Source organism: Pseudomonas sp. Tun-23181 (assembly GCF_057415455.1).
On record NZ_CM171630.1, the window covers coordinates 3,754,818 to 3,777,556 of the forward strand.

Sequence of the window (22,739 nt, forward strand, 5' to 3'; positions counted from 1 at the left end):
CCAGGCCATGGGTGCGCTATCCCATCTGCGGGTGCTGGACCTTTCGCGCGTGCTGGCCGGGCCTTGGGCCGGCCAGATCCTCGCCGACCTCGGGGCCGACGTGATCAAGGTCGAGCGCCCGGGCACGGGTGACGACACCCGTTCCTGGGGGCCGCCCTTCCTCAAGGATGCCCAGGGCGAGAACACCAGCGAGGCGGCCTACTACCTGTCGGCCAACCGCAACAAGCGCTCGGTGACCATCGACTTCACCCAGCCGGAAGGCCAGCGCCTGGTGCGCGAGCTGGCGGCGAAGTCGGATATCGTCATCGAGAACTTCAAGGTCGGTGGGCTGGCCGCCTATGGGCTGGACTACCAGAGCCTGAAGGCGGTCAACCCGAAGCTGATCTATTGCTCGATCACGGGGTTCGGCCAGACCGGGCCTTATGCCAAGCGCGCCGGCTACGACTTCATGATCCAGGGCCTGGGCGGGCTGATGAGCCTGACCGGGCGCCCGGAGGGTGAGGAAGGTGCAGGGCCCATGAAGGTAGGCGTGGCGCTGACCGATATTCTGACGGGGCTATATTCGACGGTGGCGATCCTGGCTGCCCTCGCCTATCGCGACCAGACCGGCGTCGGCCAGCACGTCGACATGGCGCTGCTGGATGTGCAGGTGGCCTGCCTGGCCAACCAGGCGATGAACTACCTCACCACTGGCACGCCACCCCGGCGCCTGGGCAATGCCCACCCGAATATCGTGCCCTACCAGGACTTCCCGACGGCGGATGGCAACTTCATCCTCACCGTGGGTAACGATGGCCAGTTCCGCAAGTTCGCCGAGGTGGCCGGGCAGCCGCAGTGGGCGGACGATCCACGCTTCGCCACCAACAAGCAGCGGGTTGCCCATCGTGCCGAGCTGATTCCGCTGATCCGCCAGGCTACGGTATTCAAGACCACGGCCGAGTGGGTCAGTGAACTGGAGAAGGCTGGCGTGCCCTGTGGTCCGATCAACGACCTGGCGCAGATGTTCCAGGATCCGCAGGTGCTGGCCCGTGGTCTGGCGGTGGATATCCCTCATCCGCTGGCCGGCAGCGTGCCGCAGGTGGCCAGCCCGATTCGGCTGTCGGAGACGCCGGTGGAGTATCGCCAGGCGCCACCGCTGCTGGGCGAGCATACCGAGGCGGTGTTGGGCGATGTGTTGGGGTTGGAGGCCGGGGCGGTGCAGCGCTTGCGAGAGGCTGGGGTGCTCTGAGTGGGTGGCTATATAGAGAACGGGGAGGCCAGTAGGCCTCCCCGTTTTGTCTGTGCTGTGCTCTTTATTTAAAGATTTATGAAAATAACGGTTGACGGGGTTTCGAATCCCCTTATAATGCGCCCCACTTCCGACGTAGTCGAAACGAAAAACTCCTTGATATTCAACGAGTTGAACGCTTCAGGTCGTGTCGGAAGGGCTTCGGTCCCTAGATCGGCAGCGGTGCAAAAGGCAGTTGACAGCAGGCGGTAACGCTGTATGATTCGCCTCCCGCTACGAGCGATCGCAGCGAGTCAAGTGGTTGAAGTGAAACGAAAAACTTCAAAATAAACGCTTGACAGACTTTGAGAAAAGCGTAGAATGCGCGGCCTCGGTTGAGACGAAACGCTCTTGGCCAAACGCTCTTTAACAATCGAATCAAGCAATTCGTGTGGGTGCTTGTGAGTACGGACTGATAGTCGCCAAGATTATCAGCATCACAAGTGGCCATATGAGAAATCACATAGTCATTTGAGATTGCTGAGCCAAGTTTAGGGTTACTTAAAAACCCAAGCAGTATTGAACTGAAGAGTTTGATCATGGCTCAGATTGAACGCTGGCGGCAGGCCTAACACATGCAAGTCGAGCGGATGAAGTGAGCTTGCTCATGGATTCAGCGGCGGACGGGTGAGTAATGCCTAGGAATCTGCCTGGTAGTGGGGGACAACGTTCCGAAAGGGGCGCTAATACCGCATACGTCCTACGGGAGAAAGTGGGGGATCTTCGGACCTCACGCTATCAGATGAGCCTAGGTCGGATTAGCTAGTTGGTGGGGTAATGGCTCACCAAGGCGACGATCCGTAACTGGTCTGAGAGGATGATCAGTCACACTGGAACTGAGACACGGTCCAGACTCCTACGGGAGGCAGCAGTGGGGAATATTGGACAATGGGCGAAAGCCTGATCCAGCCATGCCGCGTGTGTGAAGAAGGTCTTCGGATTGTAAAGCACTTTAAGTTGGGAGGAAGGGCAGTAAGCGAATACCTTGCTGTTTTGACGTTACCAACAGAATAAGCACCGGCTAACTCTGTGCCAGCAGCCGCGGTAATACAGAGGGTGCGAGCGTTAATCGGAATTACTGGGCGTAAAGCGCGCGTAGGTGGTTCGTTAAGTTGGATGTGAAAGCCCCGGGCTCAACCTGGGAACTGCATCCAAAACTGGCGAGCTAGAGTACGGTAGAGGGTGGTGGAATTTCCTGTGTAGCGGTGAAATGCGTAGATATAGGAAGGAACACCAGTGGCGAAGGCGACCACCTGGACTGATACTGACACTGAGGTGCGAAAGCGTGGGGAGCAAACAGGATTAGATACCCTGGTAGTCCACGCCGTAAACGATGTCAACTAGCCGTTGGAATCCTTGAGATTTTAGTGGCGCAGCTAACGCATTAAGTTGACCGCCTGGGGAGTACGGCCGCAAGGTTAAAACTCAAATGAATTGACGGGGGCCCGCACAAGCGGTGGAGCATGTGGTTTAATTCGAAGCAACGCGAAGAACCTTACCAGGCCTTGACATGCAGAGAACTTTCCAGAGATGGAGAGGTGCCTTCGGGAACTCTGACACAGGTGCTGCATGGCTGTCGTCAGCTCGTGTCGTGAGATGTTGGGTTAAGTCCCGTAACGAGCGCAACCCTTGTCCTTAGTTACCAGCACGTCATGGTGGGCACTCTAAGGAGACTGCCGGTGACAAACCGGAGGAAGGTGGGGATGACGTCAAGTCATCATGGCCCTTACGGCCTGGGCTACACACGTGCTACAATGGTCGGTACAGAGGGTTGCCAAGCCGCGAGGTGGAGCTAATCTCACAAAACCGATCGTAGTCCGGATCGCAGTCTGCAACTCGACTGCGTGAAGTCGGAATCGCTAGTAATCGCGAATCAGAATGTCGCGGTGAATACGTTCCCGGGCCTTGTACACACCGCCCGTCACACCATGGGAGTGGGTTGCACCAGAAGTAGCTAGTCTAACCTTCGGGAGGACGGTTACCACGGTGTGATTCATGACTGGGGTGAAGTCGTAACAAGGTAGCCGTAGGGGAACCTGCGGCTGGATCACCTCCTTAATCGAAGACATCAGCCTGCTGATGAGCACCCACACGAATTGCTTGATTCCTTGAAGAAGACGATGTGACGCGACCCTGTGATAGGTCTGTAGCTCAGTTGGTTAGAGCGCACCCCTGATAAGGGTGAGGTCGGCAGTTCAAATCTGCCCAGACCTACCAATTTGTTGTGGTGCAGCCTGTATACGGGGCCATAGCTCAGCTGGGAGAGCGCCTGCTTTGCACGCAGGAGGTCAGCGGTTCGATCCCGCTTGGCTCCACCATGTTGCCGTTACCTGCAGAACTTAGAAATGAGCATTCGTGAATGAATGTTGATTTCTGACTTTTGTCAGATCGTTCTTTAAAAATTCGGATATGTGATAGAAAGACTGATGACGCACTTTCACTGGTGTGGCATCAGGCTAAGGTAAAATTTGTGAGTTCCGCTCGAAAGAGCGACATGCGAATTTTCGGCGAATGTCGTCTTCACAGTATAACCAGATTGCTTGGGGTTATATGGTCAAGTGAAGAAGCGCATACGGTGGATGCCTTGGCAGTCAGAGGCGATGAAAGACGTGGTAGCCTGCGATAAGCTTCGGGGAGTCGGCAAACAGACTGTGATCCGGAGATCTCTGAATGGGGGAACCCACCTAGGATAACCTAGGTATCTTGTACTGAATCCATAGGTGCAAGAGGCGAACCAGGGGAACTGAAACATCTAAGTACCCTGAGGAATAGAAATCAACCGAGATTCCCTTAGTAGTGGCGAGCGAACGGGGACCAGCCCTTAAGCTGGCTTGAGATTAGTGGAACGCTCTGGAAAGTGCGGCCATAGTGGGTGATAGCCCCGTACACGAAAATCTCTTGTCAGTGAAATCGAGTAGGACGGAGCACGAGAAACTTTGTCTGAACATGGGGGGACCATCCTCCAAGGCTAAATACTACTGACTGACCGATAGTGAACCAGTACCGTGAGGGAAAGGCGAAAAGAACCCCGGAGAGGGGAGTGAAATAGAACCTGAAACCGTATGCGTACAAGCAGTGGGAGCCTACTTTGTTAGGTGACTGCGTACCTTTTGTATAATGGGTCAGCGACTTATATTCAGTGGCGAGCTTAACCGAATAGGGGAGGCGTAGCGAAAGCGAGTCTTAATAGGGCGTTTAGTCGCTGGGTATAGACCCGAAACCGGGCGATCTATCCATGGGCAGGTTGAAGGTTAGGTAACACTGACTGGAGGACCGAACCGACTACCGTTGAAAAGTTAGCGGATGACCTGTGGATCGGAGTGAAAGGCTAATCAAGCTCGGAGATAGCTGGTTCTCCTCGAAAGCTATTTAGGTAGCGCCTCATGTATCACTGCTGGGGGTAGAGCACTGTTTCGGCTAGGGGGTCATCCCGACTTACCAAACCGATGCAAACTCCGAATACCAGCAAGTGCCGAGCATGGGAGACACACGGCGGGTGCTAACGTCCGTCGTGAAAAGGGAAACAACCCAGACCGTCAGCTAAGGTCCCAAAGTCATGGTTAAGTGGGAAACGATGTGGGAAGGCTTAGACAGCTAGGAGGTTGGCTTAGAAGCAGCCATCCTTTAAAGAAAGCGTAATAGCTCACTAGTCGAGTCGGCCTGCGCGGAAGATGTAACGGGGCTCAAACCATGCACCGAAGCTACGGGTGTCACTTAGGTGACGCGGTAGAGGAGCGTTCTGTAAGCCTGTGAAGGTGAGTTGAGAAGCTTGCTGGAGGTATCAGAAGTGCGAATGCTGACATGAGTAACGACAATGGGTGTGAAAAACATCCACGCCGAAAGACCAAGGTTTCCTGCGCAACGTTAATCGACGCAGGGTTAGTCGGTCCCTAAGGCGAGGCTGAAAAGCGTAGTCGATGGAAAACAGGTTAATATTCCTGTACTTCCGGTTATTGCGATGGAGGGACGGAGAAGGCTAGGCCAGCTTGGCGTTGGTTGTCCAAGTTTAAGGTGGTAGGCCGAGATCTTAGGCAAATCCGGGATCTCAAGGCCGAGAGCTGATGACGAGTGCTCTTTAGAGCGCGAAGTGGTTGATGCCATGCTTCCAAGAAAAGCTCCTAAGCTTCAGATAACCGGGAACCGTACCCCAAACCGACACAGGTGGTCGGGTAGAGAATACCAAGGCGCTTGAGAGAACTCGGGTGAAGGAACTAGGCAAAATGGCACCGTAACTTCGGGAGAAGGTGCGCCGGCGAGGGTGAAGGACTTGCTCCGTAAGCCCATGTCGGTCGAAGATACCAGGCCGCTGCGACTGTTTATTAAAAACACAGCACTCTGCAAACACGAAAGTGGACGTATAGGGTGTGACGCCTGCCCGGTGCCGGAAGGTTAATTGATGGGGTTAGCGCAAGCGAAGCTCTTGATCGAAGCCCCGGTAAACGGCGGCCGTAACTATAACGGTCCTAAGGTAGCGAAATTCCTTGTCGGGTAAGTTCCGACCTGCACGAATGGCGTAACGATGGCGGCGCTGTCTCCACCCGAGACTCAGTGAAATTGAAATCGCTGTGAAGATGCAGTGTATCCGCGGCTAGACGGAAAGACCCCGTGAACCTTTACTATAGCTTTGCACTGGACTTTGAGCTTGCTTGTGTAGGATAGGTGGGAGGCTTTGAAGTGGGGACGCCAGTTCCCATGGAGCCATCCTTGAAATACCACCCTGGCAACCTTGAGGTTCTAACTCAGGTCCGTGATCCGGATCGAGGACAGTGTATGGTGGGTAGTTTGACTGGGGCGGTCTCCTCCCAAAGAGTAACGGAGGAGTACGAAGGTGCGCTCAGACCGGTCGGAAATCGGTCGCAGAGTATAAAGGCAAAAGCGCGCTTGACTGCGAGACCCACACGTCGAGCAGGTACGAAAGTAGGTCTTAGTGATCCGGTGGTTCTGTATGGAAGGGCCATCGCTCAACGGATAAAAGGTACTCCGGGGATAACAGGCTGATACCGCCCAAGAGTTCATATCGACGGCGGTGTTTGGCACCTCGATGTCGGCTCATCACATCCTGGGGCTGAAGCCGGTCCCAAGGGTATGGCTGTTCGCCATTTAAAGTGGTACGCGAGCTGGGTTTAGAACGTCGTGAGACAGTTCGGTCCCTATCTGCCGTGGACGTTTGAGATTTGAGAGGGGCTGCTCCTAGTACGAGAGGACCGGAGTGGACGAACCTCTGGTGTTCCGGTTGTCACGCCAGTGGCACTGCCGGGTAGCTATGTTCGGAAGAGATAACCGCTGAAAGCATCTAAGCGGGAAACTCGCCTCAAGATGAGATCTCACTGGGGTCTTGAACCCCCTGAAGGGCCGTCGAAGACTACGACGTTGATAGGTCGGGTGTGTAAGCGCTGTGAGGCGTTGAGCTAACCGATACTAATTGCCCGTGAGGCTTGACCATATAACACCCAAGCAATTTGCGTGCAGCGGATTGCGGTGGTGAAGACGCAAGGCCGAAAGTTCGCAACCACAAAGATCACGTATCCGAATTGGCTGGAGTGTCCATCTGGATGTTCTGGCAACAGAATTTCTTGACGACCATAGAGCATTGGCACCACCTGATCCCATCCCGAACTCAGCAGTGAAACGATGCATCGCCGATGGTAGTGTGGGGTTTCCCCATGTGAGAGTAGGTCATCGTCAAGATTCATTTCGCAAAACCCCTATCTGCGCGAGCAGGTAGGGGTTTTGTCTTTTAGTAGAGAGACCAGAGATTCGCTGGCACGTCCTCCACGACGGTCCGGCACACAGAATTTCTTGACGACCATAGAGCGTTGGCACCACCTGATCCCATCCCGAACTCAGCAGTGAAACGACGCATCGCCGATGGTAGTGTGGGGTTTCCCCATGTGAGAGTAGGTCATCGTCAAGATTCAAATCCAAAGCCCTTGTCCGCGATGCGGACAGGGGCTTTGTCTTTTCCGGCCCTACGCCATCGTCGCCTTGCGCGCTTTCCCGATCCGGCGTGCCTGCAACTTGCGCCACCAGATATAGACCCCGGTAAACGAGAGCACCGCTATCGCCACGCCCAGGATGGCGATCAGCACCTGGCCGGTCGTTCCGATGATCCGTCCACCATGGATGGGTAGCTGCAAGCGATAGAACTGTTCGCCCAAGGTCCCCTGGCCCGCTATCTCCTGGCCCAGCAAACGCCCATCGGTGCCGTGGAAGAACAGCCAGGACTTGCCGTGGGCATCGGTGTCATGCTGGCCGAAACCGGCGCCATAGAAGTTGTACTCGAAGCTGTAGTAGAGCTCGCCGATCGGTGCGGACAACCCAAGCCTTGCCCCTTCCTCCTGGGCCCTCTGGTAGGCCTGTTGATAGGTCAGCAGGGTCACCCCCAGTTCGTCCTTGGGCATTGCTCCACGGGCCTCGTAGACGCTTGGCGCGACGGGTGAGAACAAGGATACGGCGGGCTTGAACACCTGTGCCGGCAGGTTCATCGCCACGCTGCTGATGGCGATGGGTAACAGCAGCAGCCACAGCCACAATCCGCCGGCCCTGTGGATATCCAGGTTCAGGCGATAGGCGTGCCCGCTCTTGATCTTCCAGGCGGTCGCCCATTTGCGCCAGAACGGCCGCCCGCGGGGCAGGGTGAGCAGCACGGCGATGAAGCAGTCCAGCACCCAGAGGATGGCCACCACTCCCATCAGCAGGATGCCCCAGTTGCCTGGCAGGGTCAGGCTGTAGTGCAGCTCCAGGATGAACGGCATGAAGTTCTCGCGAGAGAAGCAGCACTCGCCCCAGTAGCGCTGGCCGAGGGTCTCGCCGCTCACGGGGTCGAGATAGAACACCGTGTTCTTTTCGGCATAGGGCTGGTCAGTGCGCGGGTCGTTGCGCGGCACCATGGCCAGCAATGCGGAATGTCCGGCTTCCTGTGGATATTCCATGTACCAGACCTGCAGGCGCGGATGCTCGGCTTGCAACTTGTCCACAAGCGCGCCGGGTTGCTGCGGCGTGCCGAGCGCCGGCGCTTCATAGAAGCTGGGGTTGAGCCATTCGTCCAGCTCGTGGTGGAAAGCCAGCAGGCTGCCGGTGAGGCCAGCCAGGGCCAGGAACACAGCCGTCACCAGGCCCAGGTAGCGGTGCAACAAGACATAGCATTGACGCATCGGTCGGGACTCCAGGAAAAACGCCAGAAACGAAAAAGCCAGCACCTGGTTTCAGGCGCTGGCCTCGAGCACATGGAGGGAGTGGTCAGAACTGGTAGCTGACCGTGGCGCTGACATTGCGCTCCTCGCCCATATAGCAGTAGTTCAGGCTGGCACAGGAGGCGATGTAGCTCTCGTTGGTCAGGTTGTTGGCGTTCAGGCGCACATCCACGCCCTTGAGCCCGACCTTGCCCAGGTCGTAGCCGACCGAGGCATCGAACAGGGTGTAGGAGGGCACCTTCATGCTGTTCTCCGCATCCACCCAGCTGTAGCCGACATAGCGCACGCCGCCGCCCAGCCGCAGGCCGTCGAGCGGGCCCTGGCGAAAATCATAATCGGCCCACAAGGAGAACATCTGCTTCGGCGCCTGGGTCGGCGAGTTGCCCTTGTTGTCGAGGTTGCCCGACACCAGGCTGGGCATCGACTTGGCGTACTCGACATCGGTGAAGGTGTAGCCGCCCAGTACCCTGAGGTTGTCGGTCACCTGTACGTGGGCCTCCAGCTCCAGGCCCTGGGAGCGCACCTCGCCGACGGCGCGGTAGAACTCTTCGTCCGGTTGCTTGGACGCCAGGTTCTCTTGCTCGATGCGGAACACCGACGCCGTGAACAGGTTGTCGCTGCCCGGCGGCTGGTACTTGATGCCCGCCTCCCACTGGGTGCCCTCGGTCGGCGCCAAGGGGCGGCCGTCCTGGTCGGATACGGTGTTGGGGTTGAACGACTCGGAGTAGCTCACATACGGCGCGATGCCGTTTTCGAACAGGTAGAGCACCCCGGCGCGGGTGGTGAACTTGGAGCGATCATCGCTGACCCTGCTGTCGGTGTCGCGGTTTTCCTCGGACACCTTCACCCAGTCCTGGCGCAGGCCGAGGGAGAAGCGCCACTGGTCCAGTTCGACGAGGTCCTGCAGGTACACGCCGGTCTGCTGCAGGCGGCGCAGGTAGCGGTTTTCGCCGAGGACCTGCAAGTTGCCGTTGCCGTACTGCGGGTTGCCGGCATCCAGCGGATCGACAGTGCCATAGCGCCAGGCCACATCCGCCTTGCGCCGCTGATAGTCGGCACCGAGCAGCAGGGTGTGCTTGGCCGAGCCTGTGAAGAATTCCGCCTGGAGCATGTTGTCGACGATGAACGAATGCAGGCGCTCGTCACCGCCGGTATAGGCGCGGTTGAGGATCGTGCTGGTACTGTCTGCCCAGCCGGCCGAGTAGACCTGGTCCATCGACACGTCCGAGTCCTGGTAGCGGAAGTTCTGGCGGGCCGTGAAGACATCGTTGAAGCGATGCTCGAACTGGTAGCTGAACGACTGTTGGGTACGCTCGTAGTTGTCGATGTCCGGCTCGCCTTCGAAGAAGTGATCGGACAGGCGCAGGCCGTTACGCGGGTGCAACATGCCGTCCGCCGGGTTGCCGCCGTGATAGCCGCCATTGGGGTCGTGCTGCAGGTAGGCCTGCAAGGTCAGCGAGGTGTCCTCGCTGAAGTCGATGCTGACGGCCGGCGCGATGGCGTAGCGCTCTTCCTTGTTGTGGTCGAACTGGGTGTCGGAGGCATCCGCCAGACCCGTCAGGCGGTAGGCGATGCGCTTGTCGTCGTCCAGCGGGCCGCTGAAGTCGAAGCCCATGCCGCGCTGGCCCTGGGTACCGACCGTGGCCTGGACCTGGCGATATGGGTCGAACAGCGGTTTCTTGGTGGTCAGTGCCACCAGGCCGCCGGGCGAGCTGCGGCCGTAGAGCACGGAGGAGGGGCCCTTGAGGATGTCGATGCGCTCGAGGAAGTACGGGTCGACCTGCATGGTGCTGTAGGTGCCGTTGTCGCCCATGGACTTCAGGCCATCGACGTAGATGTTGTCCACCGAACCATCGTTGAAGCCGCGCATGGCCACGTAGTCGTAGCGGTGGGTGGCGCCGTAGGGGTTGGTCAGGACGCCCGGCGTGTAGCGCATGGCCTGTGCCACGGTCTGCGCGCCCTGGTCGTCCATCTGTTGGCGGGTCACCACCGAGACCGACTGGGATGTCTCCAGCAGCGGCATGCTGGTCTTGGTGGCGACCTGGCTGTGGGTGGCGTTGTAGCCCTCCATGCTGCCTAGCGCGTTACCCAGGGTGAAGCTGCGGATATCGGTGCTCGGCAACGATAGCGCCGCGTCTTCCGGCAAGGGATGCAGCACATAGCTGCGGCCATCCTGGCTGACAGCCTCGAGCCCTGTGCCATTGAGCAACTGGCGCAAGGCCTGGTCGGTGGAGTAATGCCCCTGCAGGCCGGGCGACTCTAGTGCGCCAGTCAGTTGCGGGGTGCTGAACAGGGTGATGCCAGCCTGGCGGGCGAACTGGTTGAGCACATCGTCGAGGTTGCCGGCAGGGATCGCATACTGCTGGCTGACCTCGGTCGGCTCCGCGGCCTGAACCAGCAGCGGCGCGCTGCCGAGGCCGAGGGCCGTGCCGAACAGCGCGGCGCGCACCGCCTTGCCAAGGCGAGCTGAATTGAGGACAGGTCGAAAATCATTCGTACTCGCGAGGGGCAGCGAGGGCAGAGCGTCAGGCATGGAGAATATCCGTCGGGTCGAAAGGGCTGGTAGGAGTCGCTTACTGTCCTAGCCGGACGCTCGAGAAAAACCCGCCAGAAAAATCTGCAAAAAAGAGCAGACTCACCCCATCCGCTCCACCCGGACCCACCAGCGGGTGCGTTGGTGGAGCCTGACCGGCAGTGTCTGTGGCAGCAACTCCAGCAGCCCGTCGGTGTCTTCCAGGCGGAACACACCAGACAGGCGCAGGTCGGCGACTGCCTCGCTGCAGCCGAGATAGCCGTGGCGATACCGGCCCACTTCGGCGAGGAAATCGGCCAGGCGCATGTCACGGGTGACGATCAGCCCTTCGGCCCAGGCGCTGGCATCCATGGCTTGCTGCTCGACCTGCTGCGCGCCCTGGGTATCCAGACGCCAAGCCTGGCCGCTGGTGATCCACTGCAACTGGCCATGGCCAGGGCGGTGGATGGCCACTTTCCCCTGGCTGACGCTGACCCGCGTGCAATCGGCGTCCTGGCGTACCACGAAGCGTCCGTCGAAACCCTCCAGCAAGGCATCGCGGGTTTCCACCAGCAGGGGACGTCCCTGGCCTTGCAAGGCATTGCAGGTGAGCATCAGCTCGCCCTGCCTGAGACGAATGAGCCGCTGCCGCTGGTCGAAGGCCAGGTCCGCGGCGCTGCGGGTATTGAGCTGCAGCAGCGAACCATCCGGCAGTTGGAAGCTGCGGCGCTCGCCCGTGCCGGTGGCGTAGTCCGAGGTCCAGGCGTGCAATGCATCGAGGTCCTTGCCCAGCCAGGCTGCGGAGCCCACTAGAGCGACCCCGCCCAGCAGCTTCAGGGCCTGGCGCCGGTGCAAGCGACGCTGGCTGGTCTCCAGGGTCCGCAGGGCCACACCGGCGGCGGGGAGGGCGCGCAGGTCAAGGTCCTGGTGCAGGCTGAGCACCCGTTGCCAGGCCAGTTCATGTTCATGGTGGGTGCTGCGCCATTGTTCGCATTGCTGCGCCAGCGCCGGGTCGTGACCGCTTTCGCGCAGCCTCAGCAGCCAGTGGATGGCCTGCTTGACGACCTGTGGCGGGGGATGTGCTGGGCCCATTGTCTCAGCAGCCGTCTTCGTAGCGCAGCAGATAGCAGTGGTACAGCGCCTCTGCCACGTAGCGTTCCACGGAGCGCAGGGAGATGCCCATCTGTTCGGCGATCGCCTTGTGGCCCAGCCCTTCGCACTGGGCCAGCAGGAAGGCGCGGCGGACCTTGGGCTTGAGACCGTCGAGCATGTGCGCGATGCGCTCGAGCAACTCCAGCATCAGTTCGCGGGTTTGCGCTGACGGTACCTGGGCTTCCGGCAGGTGGGCCAGGGCCTCGAGATAGGCGCGTTGCAGCTCTTCGCGCCGCCAGTGATCGATCACCAGGCCCCGGGCGACCGTGCGCAGGAAGGCGCGTGGGGCGCTGAGTTCCAGCTGCTCGCGTTGTAGCAGGCGCACGAAGGTGTCCTGGGCCAGGTCCGCCGCGTCGGCGGCGTTGCCCAGTGTGCTGCGCAGCCAGTTGTATAGCCAGCCGTGATGATGGCTGTAGAGCGTGTGCACGGAGTCTCTGGAGGGCATGGAGAGGCGCTGGCGTCAAAGGGTATGAATGATAATTAGTCTCATTGTTTGCGGGCTGGCATTATTTTGCAACTGTCACTGATCGATATCGAGCCTGGGGAGACCTTGCAGCCCATCGCCGGCAAGCCGGCCGCCACAGGTACTCCACCAGACCCGAGGGCAGTGGTGAACCTGGGAGCCGGCTTGCCCGTGATAAGGCCGGTACAGACGCACCCCATCTGCCTCATGTGGCCTGTAGCCAGCCGAGCCGCATTCAGCTCAGCAGCGTGCGCACATTCCCCATCGCCTCATCGGCAAAACCCTGCAGGAATGCCTGGAACCCAGGCAGCGCCTCGGCGCCGCCCTCCCAGGGTTCGGCCTGGATGGTCCAGGTGGCCCGGCTGTGCTGGCCATCGAGCGCCTCGACCTGCATCGCCGCCCACAGGTTGCCGATGTTCAAGCTGGTGTAGATCAGGCTCCAGGTCATGGTCATGGCTTGCTCGTCGCGTGAATTCAACTGTTCGATGACCACGTTGCCATCCTTGAACAGCTTCTTGCGTACCGAGCGCACGCCACTGCCGGTCATGTCGATGTGCGACAGCGCTGGGATGAACACCGGGAAACCGGCGAAGTTGCCGACGATGTTCCACACGCTGGCGGCCGGGGCGGCGATTTCCACGCTGGAAACCACCTGGCAGCCTTGCGGGTTACGGATCAGGGTATCGGGTTCGAGAACGTGCATGTCGTGTTGCTCCTGTCGTGAATGAAGGGGGTCAGATGAAGCCGATGTCGCTCAGGTAGCGGCAGCCACGACGCAGCAGCTGCGGCGTCTTGGCCGGGTAGCTGGCGCCCATGCGCCGTACCCCCGCGCGGGCGTTGTGGTGCTCGATGGCGCTGATATCGCCGATGTCTTCCTCGAAGCCATCCAGGTAGAAGCCCAGGACCTCGAACAGCGCGTTGTCGCGATCGACATGGCCGAGTTGGCGCTGCCACTGTCGGATACCCACCAGCTCGAACACATGGCCCTGCGCGCGGAATGCCGCCAGGTAGTCGCGCCAGCGCAGCGGCTCGGGGTTGTGCAGGTTGAATACCCACTGCCGAGGCTGGTGGCCGCTGGCGTGGAAGGCGATGAAGCGGGCCAGGAAGTCGACCGGCATGAGGTCGAACTCGATGTCCAGATCCGGCACCTGGCCCAGTTGCAGCGAGCCTTTGAGCATCAGCATCAGGCGATTGTGTTGGGGTTGGCAGACGCCGCTACGGCTGTCGAAGGTGATGTTGCCCGGGCGGAACAGGTTGACCCATACGCCCTGCTCACGCGCCCGTTGGAGGATCCGCTCGCCGACCCATTTGCCCAGGTTGTAGCCATTGCGGATGTAGACTGGCGGCGTCGCTGCCGGGCCTTGCTCCAGCACGCGGCCGTCACTGGACACCGCGCTGCAGGCCGAGAGGGTCGAGACGAAGTTGAAGACCTTCTTGCGCTTGCCTTCGCACAGGCGCAGGCACTCGAACAGCGGCTCGATGTTGTCGGCGGCCAGTGCCTGGTAGTCCAGCACGTGGTTGACCTGTGCGGCGTTGTGCAGCAGGGCGCCGTATTCGCGGTCCAGGTAGTCGTAGTCCTGCTGGCACAAACCCAGGCGCGGTTGGCGCAGGTCGGCCTCGAACACCCGTATGCGGCCCCGGTCCAGGGTCAGGCGATTGTCCGCCACGGCCTGGGCGAAACGTTCGGCGGCGCCCTGGCCATCGCGGCTGCGCACCAGGCAGGCCACCTCGCTGGCTCCCCAGTCGAGCAGCGCCTCGACCAGGTGCACGCCGAGGAAACTGTTGGCGCCGGTGACGATGACCTTGTGCACATCACCCAGGCACTCCACGGGTAGCACCTCCAGGCCCAGCTCGCGATTGGCGTCCTGCTCCAGGCGCACCAGGGGCGTTGCCTGGTCGCGCTCGGTACCGTCGAGCAAGGCGCCCAGGCGCTGCAGGGTCGGCTGTTCGATGAAGTGGTTGATCGCCACACCCTGGTCGAACTGCTCGCGTATCTCCAGCAGCAGGCGCGAGAGCAGGATCGAGTGGCCGCCGAGGTTGAAGAAGCTGTCGTCGATGGAAATGTCCGCCTCCGGCAGGTCCAGCAGGCCACTCCACAGGCTGCGCAGGCGTTGTTCGGTGGGCGTGCGCGGCACGACCCGATGGCTACCGGGCAGGGTGCGCGGCAATGCTTGCAGGGCGTGTCGGTCGACCTTGCCATTGGCCGTGTAGGGCATCCGCTCCAGCACCTGGTAGAACGTTGGGCACATGTAGTCGGGCAAGTGCTGCTCGGCATGGGCGCGCAGGGCCGTCTCGGCGTCTTCCCGGGCCGGTTGCGCGGCGAAGGCCAGTATCCGGCGCTGGGCGTCGATCACTACAGCGACTTGGGCGAACAGGTGACTTTCGCGCAGGCAGTGCTCGATCTCCTCCGGCTCGACCCGGAAGCCACGGATCTTCACCTGGTTGTCACGCCGGCCGCACAGTTCGATGCCGTCCACGCCCCACTTGGCGATGTCCCCGGTGCGATAGGCGCGCAGGCACTGGCCGTCGGGCAGGGCCAGCTCGACGAAGCGCTGCGCGGTCAGGGCCGGGTTGTTCAGGTAGCCCAGGCCCACACCCGGGCCACTGATGTACAGCTCGCCCGGGGTCTGCTCGGGCACTGGGCGCAGGTCCTGGTCGAGGATCAGCACCTGGGTGTTGGCGATCGCTGTGCCGAGGTTGCGATTGCTGTCGCCAGCAGCGAACAGCCGGGTGGTCGCCAGTACCGTGGTTTCGGTCGGGCCGTAGATGTTGTGCATCCGGCACTGCGCGGCCAGGCGGGCGATGACCTCGGGTTCGCAGACATCGCCGCCGGTGACCAGGTGGCGCAGGCCCAGCTGCTCGTCACGGGGCAGGATGCTCAGCAGGGCCGGTGGCAGGAAGGCATGGCTGACCTCCTGGGCATGGATCAGCCGCACCAGCTGTTGCGGGTCGCGGCGCTGGTCGTCGCTGGGGATCACCAACTGCGCTCCGCAGGCGAAGGTCGGCAGGATGTCGAGCAACGAAGCGTCGAAGCCGATGGTCGAGAACTGCAGCACGTGACTGTGGGCGTCCAGCGATACGTGCTCGGCGTACCAGGTCATGAAGTGAGCAAGGTTGCGCTGGCTGAGCAGCACGCCCTTGGGCTGGCCGGTGGTGCCGGAGGTGTAGATGGCCACGCATGGCGCATCCGCCGAGGCCTTGCGCAACTGCAATGAGGGCAAGGGATGTCCGTGCGACTCGCCCAGCGTGCGTACATCCAGGCCGGGCAGCCCCGGCTGGTCCTGGCCGTCATGCAGCAGGACGCAGGCGCCGGCATCCTCGAGGATGCGCTGGCGCCGTTCGGGCGGGGTGGCCGGGTCCAGTGGCAGGTAGATGGCCGCGCAGCCGAGTACCGCCAGCAGGCTGGCATAGAGTTCGGGCGACTTGGCCATGCACACCGCGACCACTGCAGGCTGTCCATCGGCCTCCGGCAACAGGGGCAGCAAGGCGCGCTGGATACCGACGACGCGGGCATGCAACTGGTGATAGCTGTGATACTGGCCGTCACGGTTGAGGGCAGGGTGGTTGGCGAACTGGCGCAGGCGCTGTTCCAGGCCTTCCACCAGGCCTGCCCCGGCCTGCTCCAGCAGGTCGGCGCGCTGCGTGTGGTTGAACGGGTGCCGGTAGGCCAGCGATTCCAGCCACCCCAGGTCATGTTCGCGTTCTTGCAGGCCGGGGCCGACCGTGGGCGCCTGTTGCAGGTACTGGGGATTGCGGGCGAAGCGGGTGACCTGCAGGGCCAGTAGCTCGCGCAGCGCTTGCAGGGCGTCTTCACGCAGCTGCTGGCCATTGCCGGAGGCTGGCGGCTGCAGCGGCACCCACTCGATCAGGCGCTGGGTGCTGGCACTGGCGCACCAGCACAGCAGTTCCAGTCGCGGCAGTGGTTCGGCGCAACGGGCGCCCAGGCGCAGCCTGAGCAGCGGTGTGCCGCCCAAGGGCTGCCAGATGGCGCTGTCCAGCGCCAGGGTGCCGTCTTCTACCACCAGCAGTGACCTGGCCAGGGACAGGGCGTCCGGGATTTCGACCAGGGTCGCGCCGTGGCCGTGTTCGTCGAGCATCTTGGCAAGCTGGCGCAATGCGGGGCTGGTGCCCACCAGGAGTATGTCGAGGCGTCTCATGGCGGTCTCCTCAGGGCAGGTAGTCGCGCAGCGCGGTTTGCACGCAGGCCGACTCGAGCATCGAGCTGCTGCGCAAAAAGCGCAGGATGTTGCCTAGCAAGGGGTGCTGGTGGTTGATCGGGTAGGCCAGCGCCCGGGCCTCTTCGCGCAGGGCCTGGCGTACCGCCTGGCTCACCGGCAACGCATCGATCAGGCTGAAGTCGAAGGCCTGCTGGATGTCGCTGGTCAGGTACTGGCCGAGAAACACCGGCAAGACCTGCGCGATGGCCTCGCGATCGGCCTGCGGCGCGGCCTGCCAGTAGATACGCGCCAGGCGTGCCCAGAAGCTGGAGTGACGCCCTTCGTCGAGCAGATGGTCGGCCATCAGCCCCTTGACCGAAGGCTTGACCGTGTCGTCGCGGGCGAAGGCGGCGACATCGTCGGTCAGGGTGTTCTCGGCGATGCCCACGCAGATCAATTCCATGGCATCGCGCAACACCACTGGCACCTGCGCCAGCGCCGCGGGGATGGCGCGGCTCAGCTCGATCTCCCGAGGCAGGTCGATCGGTTCGATGCCAGTCAGGGCGATGGTCTGCTGCAAGAAGTCCATGGCCACCAGGGCGTGGTAGTCCTCGTCCACCACCACGGTCATGGCGTCGTAGCGGCAGGCGAAGGGGAACGGCACGGCGAAGCGGTCCTTGGCGATGCGCCGGGCCGTGCGGTCGACGATCTCGGTTTCGAAGATCACCACGTCGTTGATGAACTTGTAGAGGCTCTGCACCAGCACGAAGTCGCGCAACTGCGGGCATTCGCGTTGGAAGGTGGCGCCGAGCACCAGGGGCTGGCGGCTCAGCGGATAGATGAGCCGTTTATCGTCTTCCACCCGCCGGCGTGGTCGGGTACGGATGGTCGCGCGTTCTTCCCAGGCCTCGGCGAAGGAGCGGTATTCGTGGGCTTTCATGGCGCGACCTCGGCGATTTCCGCCTGCAGGGCGGCACGCAGCCGGTCCCACAGGGCCATGCGGCTGTCCACGGCGGCGATGGCCGCCTCGTAGACCTCTTGCTGACGCTGCGGATCGTGCGCGACCAGTCGTGCCAGCAAGTGCTCGGCCGCCGGGCCGTGGTCCTCGGCGTCGACCTCGATGTGCCGTTGCAGGTAGTAGCGGAAGGTTGGCGCCTGGTCGCTGCCGATGCCCCAGGCGTCGAGGATCTGCTGGAACATCGTCGGGATCACGCTTTCCCGGCCATGCAGGAAGGCGGCGGCGACGCGATGGGCAGGCGCCTGCAAGGCGACCTGCAGGGTGTCGCTGACGAAACGCCGGGCCGCTTCGCTGGCACCTGCGCGCTGCAAGGCCGTGGCAGGGTCGACGCCTTGTTGCTGCAGCTCGATGAAGCGTTCGATGGCCTGGGTGCTGGCGCCGACTTCGCGCATGGCGTCCAGGTACAGCTCGAAATGGCTGTAGTGGCCTTGGCCCAGGCGGTCATCGGACTCCTCGCCCAGGACGATCTCGTTGATCAGCCTGGCAGCGGCCGGGTCGGCCGGCGGCAGCCAGGGCAGGCTGACGCAGGTCAGCTCCCGTTGCAGGCGCTTGGTCAGCGACATGAAGTCCCATACGGCGAATACATGGGTTTCCATGAAACGGCGCAAGGTATCCAGCGAGTCGATTTCGGAAAATAGCGGGTGCCTGGAAAGTTCGGCTTTCTTGTCGGAAAGTGTGCTCTTCAATGTGCTCATGGCAAATGTCCATAACGAGGTGGCATCGGGTAGATTGTTCCTGCGTGTCGAGCGTCGACGTTTATTCGGGCGAGCGAATGCCTCGATTGAAGTTTCGATGCTGAGCGATATGCAGAAGGCCTGCAGGGCATGAGCGCCTTGGTTTCAGGGTGCATGGCTGCTGGCGTTTGAAAAGTTAGAGCAAACTTAAAGTTGTGCGCAATCGTTTTTTTGATATTTTTATTTTTCCAACTTTATTGGCGAAAAGAGCGTGTCGATAAAACTTCTGGAAAGTTTTATTGGGCACGAGTGTACTCCCTCCGATAAATAAGATCGGAAAAACTTAAAAGAGTGAATGCCTCACTCGGGAGCACTGGTGAACTGGGATATGGGGTATTCGACTATCGAGGGGGCGGCTGATGCTTTTCGGCGCGTGCCCCGGTGGCAGACTCCTTCTGCAGGTGGGAGAAAGGCGAACGATCCGGCCTGCCAGATGGCGATCAGCGACCGTTGCCGGCCCTAGAGTGTGCCGAAACGGCTGGGGGTGCCATGGTCAATGGCAGAAAGGCGGGGGAGTCGTAGGAGTGGGCAAGCGCCAATGCTGGTCGCAGCCACCATTCGGGGCTGCGAAGCGGCCCAGGAGGACAACGTGCCAAGCCCCACACCGGGGGCGTTCGTCAGTTGGCCGGCTGCTTGTCGAGGTAGTTCCTGATGGTGCGCGCCGCATTGTTCAGGTGGCGCTCCAGGACCCTGATGGCTTCGTCCACCAGTTTGTCGCTGGCCGCATCCGCCAGGGCGATATGGTCGTCCTGGGTCAGCTTACCCAGCCCCATCGAGGACAGGTGGAAGCGCAGGAAGCGTTCCTCCTCGTTGAGTTCCACCTCGATCATGCGCAGCAGCTTCTGGTTCTTCGCCTTGCTGTAGAGCGCCATGTGGAACAGGCGATTGAGACGCCCGATCTCGGCATGACGGGTCTCATGTTCCAGCTGATGGATATAGCCGCGGGCGAGGGCGATGTCGCTGGCATCGAGCAGCGGGATCGACTGACGCAGGGCCTCGGACTCCAGGAGCACGCGCAGCGCATAGGTGTCGACCGCATCCTCGCCGATCAGCGGCGCGACCACCGCTCCCTTGTGCATGACCACCTGCAGCAGCGATTGCGCCTCCAGTTGACGCAGCGCCTCACGCACCGGCATGCGGCTGACGCCGAACAGCGTGGCGATCTCCTGCTGGCGCAGGGCGGTGCCTGGCGGCAGACGGCCGTCGAGAATGGCGCTGCGCAAGCGTTCCTCGATCACGCTACGCGCCAGATGCGGTGGTACCTGTTCGCTGCCCAGCACAGTACTCAGGAGTCTGGTTTTCTCGGCCACGCGGGGTCTGCCTCGATGATGTCCAAGATTGGATCCAATTAAACTAGTTATTCGCGAGAGGGGTGTCAAACTGTCACGATGACAAGCACGCCACGTGCCAGGAACGTGCAGCTATCGTGAAGGAAGTCGTTGGTCAAAGGAAGCCGTACATTCCCTTCGATGGTTGGGAAATTCATCCCACCTCGTTCGTCGAGCAGTGATTGTACGGTGCCATTGTCTTTTCGTCCCCCAGGCAGCACCATCGCTGCTTTCGATTGGTCTGAGCAGGTCTTCGCAGTGGCGATACCCCGGATGCTCACACTGGCCGCACGGCGTCTCGGCCTGGCCCTGTTGCTGGGTGGCCTGCTGCTGGGCGGCCTGCGTGCGGAATGGGACTTTTCCCAGATCAGCCGGCGTGCGCAGGGGCTCTATGGCCCCCTTGGCCCTGGCCAGGCACGCATCGATGCCTGGCAGGCGCTGTTGTCCACCCACGGGCAGGGCAGCGAGATGGCGCGCCTGCAGGCGGTCAACCGCTTCTTCAATCAGCAGCTGCGCTACGTCGAAGACATCGACCTGTGGCGCGAAGTGGACTACTGGGCCACGCCCATCCAGGCGTTGCTCAAGGGGGCCGGCGATTGCGAGGACTACGCCATCGCCAAGTATTTCAGCCTGCGGCGCATGGGCATCCCCCGCGACAAGCTGCGCATCACCTACGTCAAGGCGCTGCAGCAGAACCGGGCGCACATGGTCCTGACCTATTATTCAAGCCCACAGGCCCAGCCGCTGGTCCTCGACAGCCTGATCGACGCCATCCGGCTGGCCAGCGAGCGTACCGACCTGTTGCCGGTGTATGCCTTCAACGGCGAGGGCCTGTGGCTGACCGGTGCCTCCGGCAACCGGAAGGTCGGCGACACCAAGCGCCTGTCCCGCTGGCAGGATGTGCTGAAGAAAATGCAGGCCGAAGGGTTCCCGGCCGAACCGGTCTACTGAAGGAGCACAGATGTCATTGTTCAAACAATTGCTGCTTGCCATTTGCCTGTTCCTGGTGGTCGCCTTCAGCGGCAGCTTCGTGGTCAGCCTGGAAAGCTCGCGCAGTCAATACGTCAACCAGTTGCGCTCCCATGCCCAGGACGCGGCGACCGCGCTGGCCTTGTCGCTGACGCCGAATATCGATGACCCGGCGATGGTCGAGCTGATGGTCAGTTCCATTTTCGACAGTGGCTACTACGCGAGCATCAGGGTCATCGACCTGGGCTCCAACGCCGTGCTGGTGGAGCGCCATGCCGAGCCTGACCGTGATGGCGTGCCGGCCTGGTTCGTCCGCTTGATCGGGCTGGAGGCGGCCGCTGGCGATGCCATCGTCAGCCGTGGCTGGCAGCAGGCGGCGCGGGTCGAGGTGATCAGCCACCCGATGTTCGCCCTGGCCAAGCTCTGGCAGGGTGCGCTGGGCAGCCTCGGCTGGCTGCTGCTGTGCGGTGCGCTCAGCGCAGCCCTCGGTGCCCTGTTGCTGCGTCGCCAATTGCGGCCGCTGGACTACATGGTCGCCCAAGCCCAGGCCATCGCCCGCCGCGAGTTCCTCAGTGCGCAGCAGCTGCCGCGCACGCCGGAGCTGCGCCGGGTGGTGCTGGCGATGAACCAGATGGTCGAGAAGCTCAAGGCGCTGTTCACCGAACAGGCCGAGCGCAGCGAGAAGCTGCACGCCGAGTCCTACCAGGACAGCCTCACGGGGCTCGCCAACCGGCGCTATTTCGAGATGCAACTCAATGCCCGGGTCAGCCACCCGGAGGAGGCGCGCGCCGGTTACCTGCTGTTGCTGCGTGTCCAGGACCTTACCGGCCTCAATGCCCGCCTGGGCGGCCCGCGCACCGACCAGTTGCTGCAGGCGGTGGGTGAACAACTGCTGAGCACCTGCGCGAGCTACCCACAGACCAACGACCTGATCACCCGCAGCCGAGGTGGCGAGTTCGCCGTGCTGGCGCCGGGCATGGTCCACGATGAAGCCGTGCAACTGGCCCAGGCCCTGGAGGCCAGCCTGCAGAGCCTGCACACGACTGGCGCCAGCGACGTCGACCCGGTCGCCTGCATCGGCCTTGCGCCCTATAGCCCCGGCGATGCGCCGCATGCCCTGCTCACGCTGGCCGACGAGGCCCTGGCGCGTGCCGAAAGCCAGCCGGAGCCAGGCTGGGTCTGCCTCGAGCAGGGCATCGCGGTCCAGGCCGCCGACAGTCATCATGCCTGGCACACGCGGCTCGACCAGGCCTTGGCCAAAGGGCAGTTCGAGCTGTTCTTCCAACCCGTGGTGGACAGCCAGGCGCCTGGGCGGGTGCTGCACTACAAGGTCGTCTCGCGGCTGCACATCGAGCACGACGAGACGTTGGCCGCCGGCCGCTTCCTGCCCTGGCTGGAGCGCTTCGGCTGGATGCCACGCCTGGACCTGCTGGTGCTGGAAAAGGTGCTCGGGCACCTCCAGGGTCATGACCAAGCCTTGGCGTTGAACCTGTCGGCCGCGACCCTGGCCGACGACAAGGCGCTGCGGCGGGTCTATGAGCTGCTGGGCCAGAACGCCGCGCTGGGGCCTCGGCTGACCTTCGAGATTGGCGAAGAGCAATTGCCGGAGCAGGACTTCCTCGAACACCTGACCCGACGCCTGCGCAGCCTGGGCTTCGGCCTTGCATTGCAGCGCTTCGGTGGCCGCTTCAGCATGATCGGCAACCTCGCCCACCTGGGGCTTGCCTACCTGAAGATCGACGGCAGCTACATCCGCAACATCGACCGGGAGCAGCACAAGCGCCTGTTCATCGAGGCGATCCAGCGGGCGGCGCACAGCATCGACCTGCCGCTGATCGCCGAGCGGGTCGAAAGCGAAGGGGAGGTGCAGGTGCTGCGGGAGATGGGGGTGCAAGGTATCCAGGGGCAGTGGGTCGGCGAACCTGCGCCTTGGCGCTGACCGGGGG

General features: G+C 61.8%; 12 protein-coding genes, 2 tRNA genes and 4 rRNA genes. 9 read left to right on the plus strand and 9 right to left on the minus strand.

All coding sequences use genetic code 11. The features are described 5' to 3' along the window. Window positions 1–7: 7 nt before the first annotated feature. From ACDI39_RS17885 to rrf (ACDI39_RS17915), 7 genes are all read left to right on the plus strand, one after another. The gene (locus ACDI39_RS17885; RefSeq protein ID WP_225790030.1) at window positions 8–1,228 is read left to right on the plus strand and encodes a CaiB/BaiF CoA transferase family protein; all 1,221 of its coding nucleotides are present in this window, start codon (window positions 8–10) and stop codon (window positions 1,226–1,228) included. A gap of 560 nt (window positions 1,229–1,788) precedes the next feature. Continuing rightward, a 16S ribosomal RNA gene (locus ACDI39_RS17890) occupies window positions 1,789–3,325 on the plus strand. 82 nt (window positions 3,326–3,407) lie between these two features. Next, a tRNA-Ile gene (locus tag ACDI39_RS17895) sits at window positions 3,408–3,484 on the plus strand. A 25-nt stretch (window positions 3,485–3,509) separates the two neighbouring features. Then, a tRNA-Ala gene (locus tag ACDI39_RS17900) sits at window positions 3,510–3,585 on the plus strand. A 234-nt stretch (window positions 3,586–3,819) separates the two neighbouring features. After that, window positions 3,820–6,710 (plus strand): 23S ribosomal RNA (locus ACDI39_RS17905). Window positions 6,711–6,839: 129 nt separating this feature from the next. Further along, window positions 6,840–6,955 (plus strand): 5S ribosomal RNA (gene rrf, locus ACDI39_RS17910). Window positions 6,956–7,065: 110 nt separating this feature from the next. Then, window positions 7,066–7,181: ribosomal RNA gene (gene rrf, locus ACDI39_RS17915) — 5S ribosomal RNA — on the plus strand. Together the 16S, 23S and 5S rRNA genes with 2 tRNA genes alongside form the textbook arrangement of a ribosomal RNA operon. Before the next feature lie 55 nt (window positions 7,182–7,236). Here the strand turns inward: rrf (ACDI39_RS17915) and ACDI39_RS17920 are convergent. The 9 genes from ACDI39_RS17920 to ACDI39_RS17960 form a co-directional block, all read right to left on the minus strand. Next, complete coding sequence (locus ACDI39_RS17920) at window positions 7,237–8,421, minus strand: PepSY-associated TM helix domain-containing protein (protein WP_225787712.1); 1,185 nt, start codon at window positions 8,419–8,421, stop codon at window positions 7,237–7,239. Window positions 8,422–8,506: 85 nt separating this feature from the next. Beyond that, a complete protein-coding gene (locus ACDI39_RS17925) occupies window positions 8,507–10,993 on the minus strand; it encodes a TonB-dependent siderophore receptor (RefSeq protein WP_253103460.1) in 2,487 nt (828 codons plus the stop codon). A 102-nt stretch (window positions 10,994–11,095) separates the two neighbouring features. Further along, window positions 11,096–12,064 carry a FecR domain-containing protein gene (locus ACDI39_RS17930; RefSeq protein ID WP_253091487.1) on the minus strand — a complete coding sequence of 323 codons (969 nt, stop codon included), beginning with the start codon at window positions 12,062–12,064 and terminating at the stop codon, window positions 11,096–11,098. Between the two features lie 4 nt (window positions 12,065–12,068). Then, entirely contained in the window at window positions 12,069–12,569 is a 501-nt protein-coding gene (locus ACDI39_RS17935; protein ID WP_225787709.1) for a sigma-70 family RNA polymerase sigma factor, read from the minus strand. Window positions 12,570–12,822: 253 nt separating this feature from the next. Beyond that, window positions 12,823–13,290: an SRPBCC family protein gene (locus tag ACDI39_RS17940; RefSeq protein WP_253091486.1), complete on the minus strand. Its 468-nt coding sequence runs from the start codon at window positions 13,288–13,290 to the stop codon at window positions 12,823–12,825. Between the two features lie 31 nt (window positions 13,291–13,321). After that, a complete protein-coding gene (locus ACDI39_RS17945; RefSeq protein WP_486536966.1) occupies window positions 13,322–16,744 on the minus strand; it encodes an amino acid adenylation domain-containing protein in 3,423 nt (1,140 codons plus the stop codon). A gap of 10 nt (window positions 16,745–16,754) precedes the next feature. Then, the gene (locus ACDI39_RS17950; RefSeq protein WP_253081307.1) at window positions 16,755–17,684 is read right to left on the minus strand and encodes a diiron oxygenase; all 930 of its coding nucleotides are present in this window, start codon (window positions 17,682–17,684) and stop codon (window positions 16,755–16,757) included. After that, a complete protein-coding gene (locus tag ACDI39_RS17955) occupies window positions 17,681–18,457 on the minus strand; it encodes a DUF3050 domain-containing protein (protein WP_225787705.1) in 777 nt (258 codons plus the stop codon). The genes ACDI39_RS17950 and ACDI39_RS17955 overlap by 4 nt, the downstream gene beginning before the upstream one ends. Window positions 18,458–19,113: 656 nt before the next feature. Continuing rightward, on the minus strand, window positions 19,114–19,806 hold the full coding sequence (locus ACDI39_RS17960) for a GntR family transcriptional regulator (RefSeq protein WP_225787704.1): 693 nt from the start codon (window positions 19,804–19,806) through the stop codon (window positions 19,114–19,116). A gap of 207 nt (window positions 19,807–20,013) precedes the next feature. Here ACDI39_RS17960 and lapG point away from each other — a divergent pair, with 207 nt between their 5' ends. Further along, window positions 20,014–20,775 carry a cysteine protease LapG gene (gene lapG, locus ACDI39_RS17965; RefSeq protein WP_253081308.1) on the plus strand — a complete coding sequence of 254 codons (762 nt, stop codon included), beginning with the start codon at window positions 20,014–20,016 and terminating at the stop codon, window positions 20,773–20,775. A gap of 10 nt (window positions 20,776–20,785) precedes the next feature. Next, window positions 20,786–22,732 (plus strand): cyclic di-GMP receptor LapD, encoded by a 1,947-nt coding sequence (lapD, locus tag ACDI39_RS17970; protein WP_225787702.1) that lies wholly within the window; start codon window positions 20,786–20,788, stop codon window positions 22,730–22,732. Window positions 22,733–22,739: the final 7 nt, after the last annotated feature.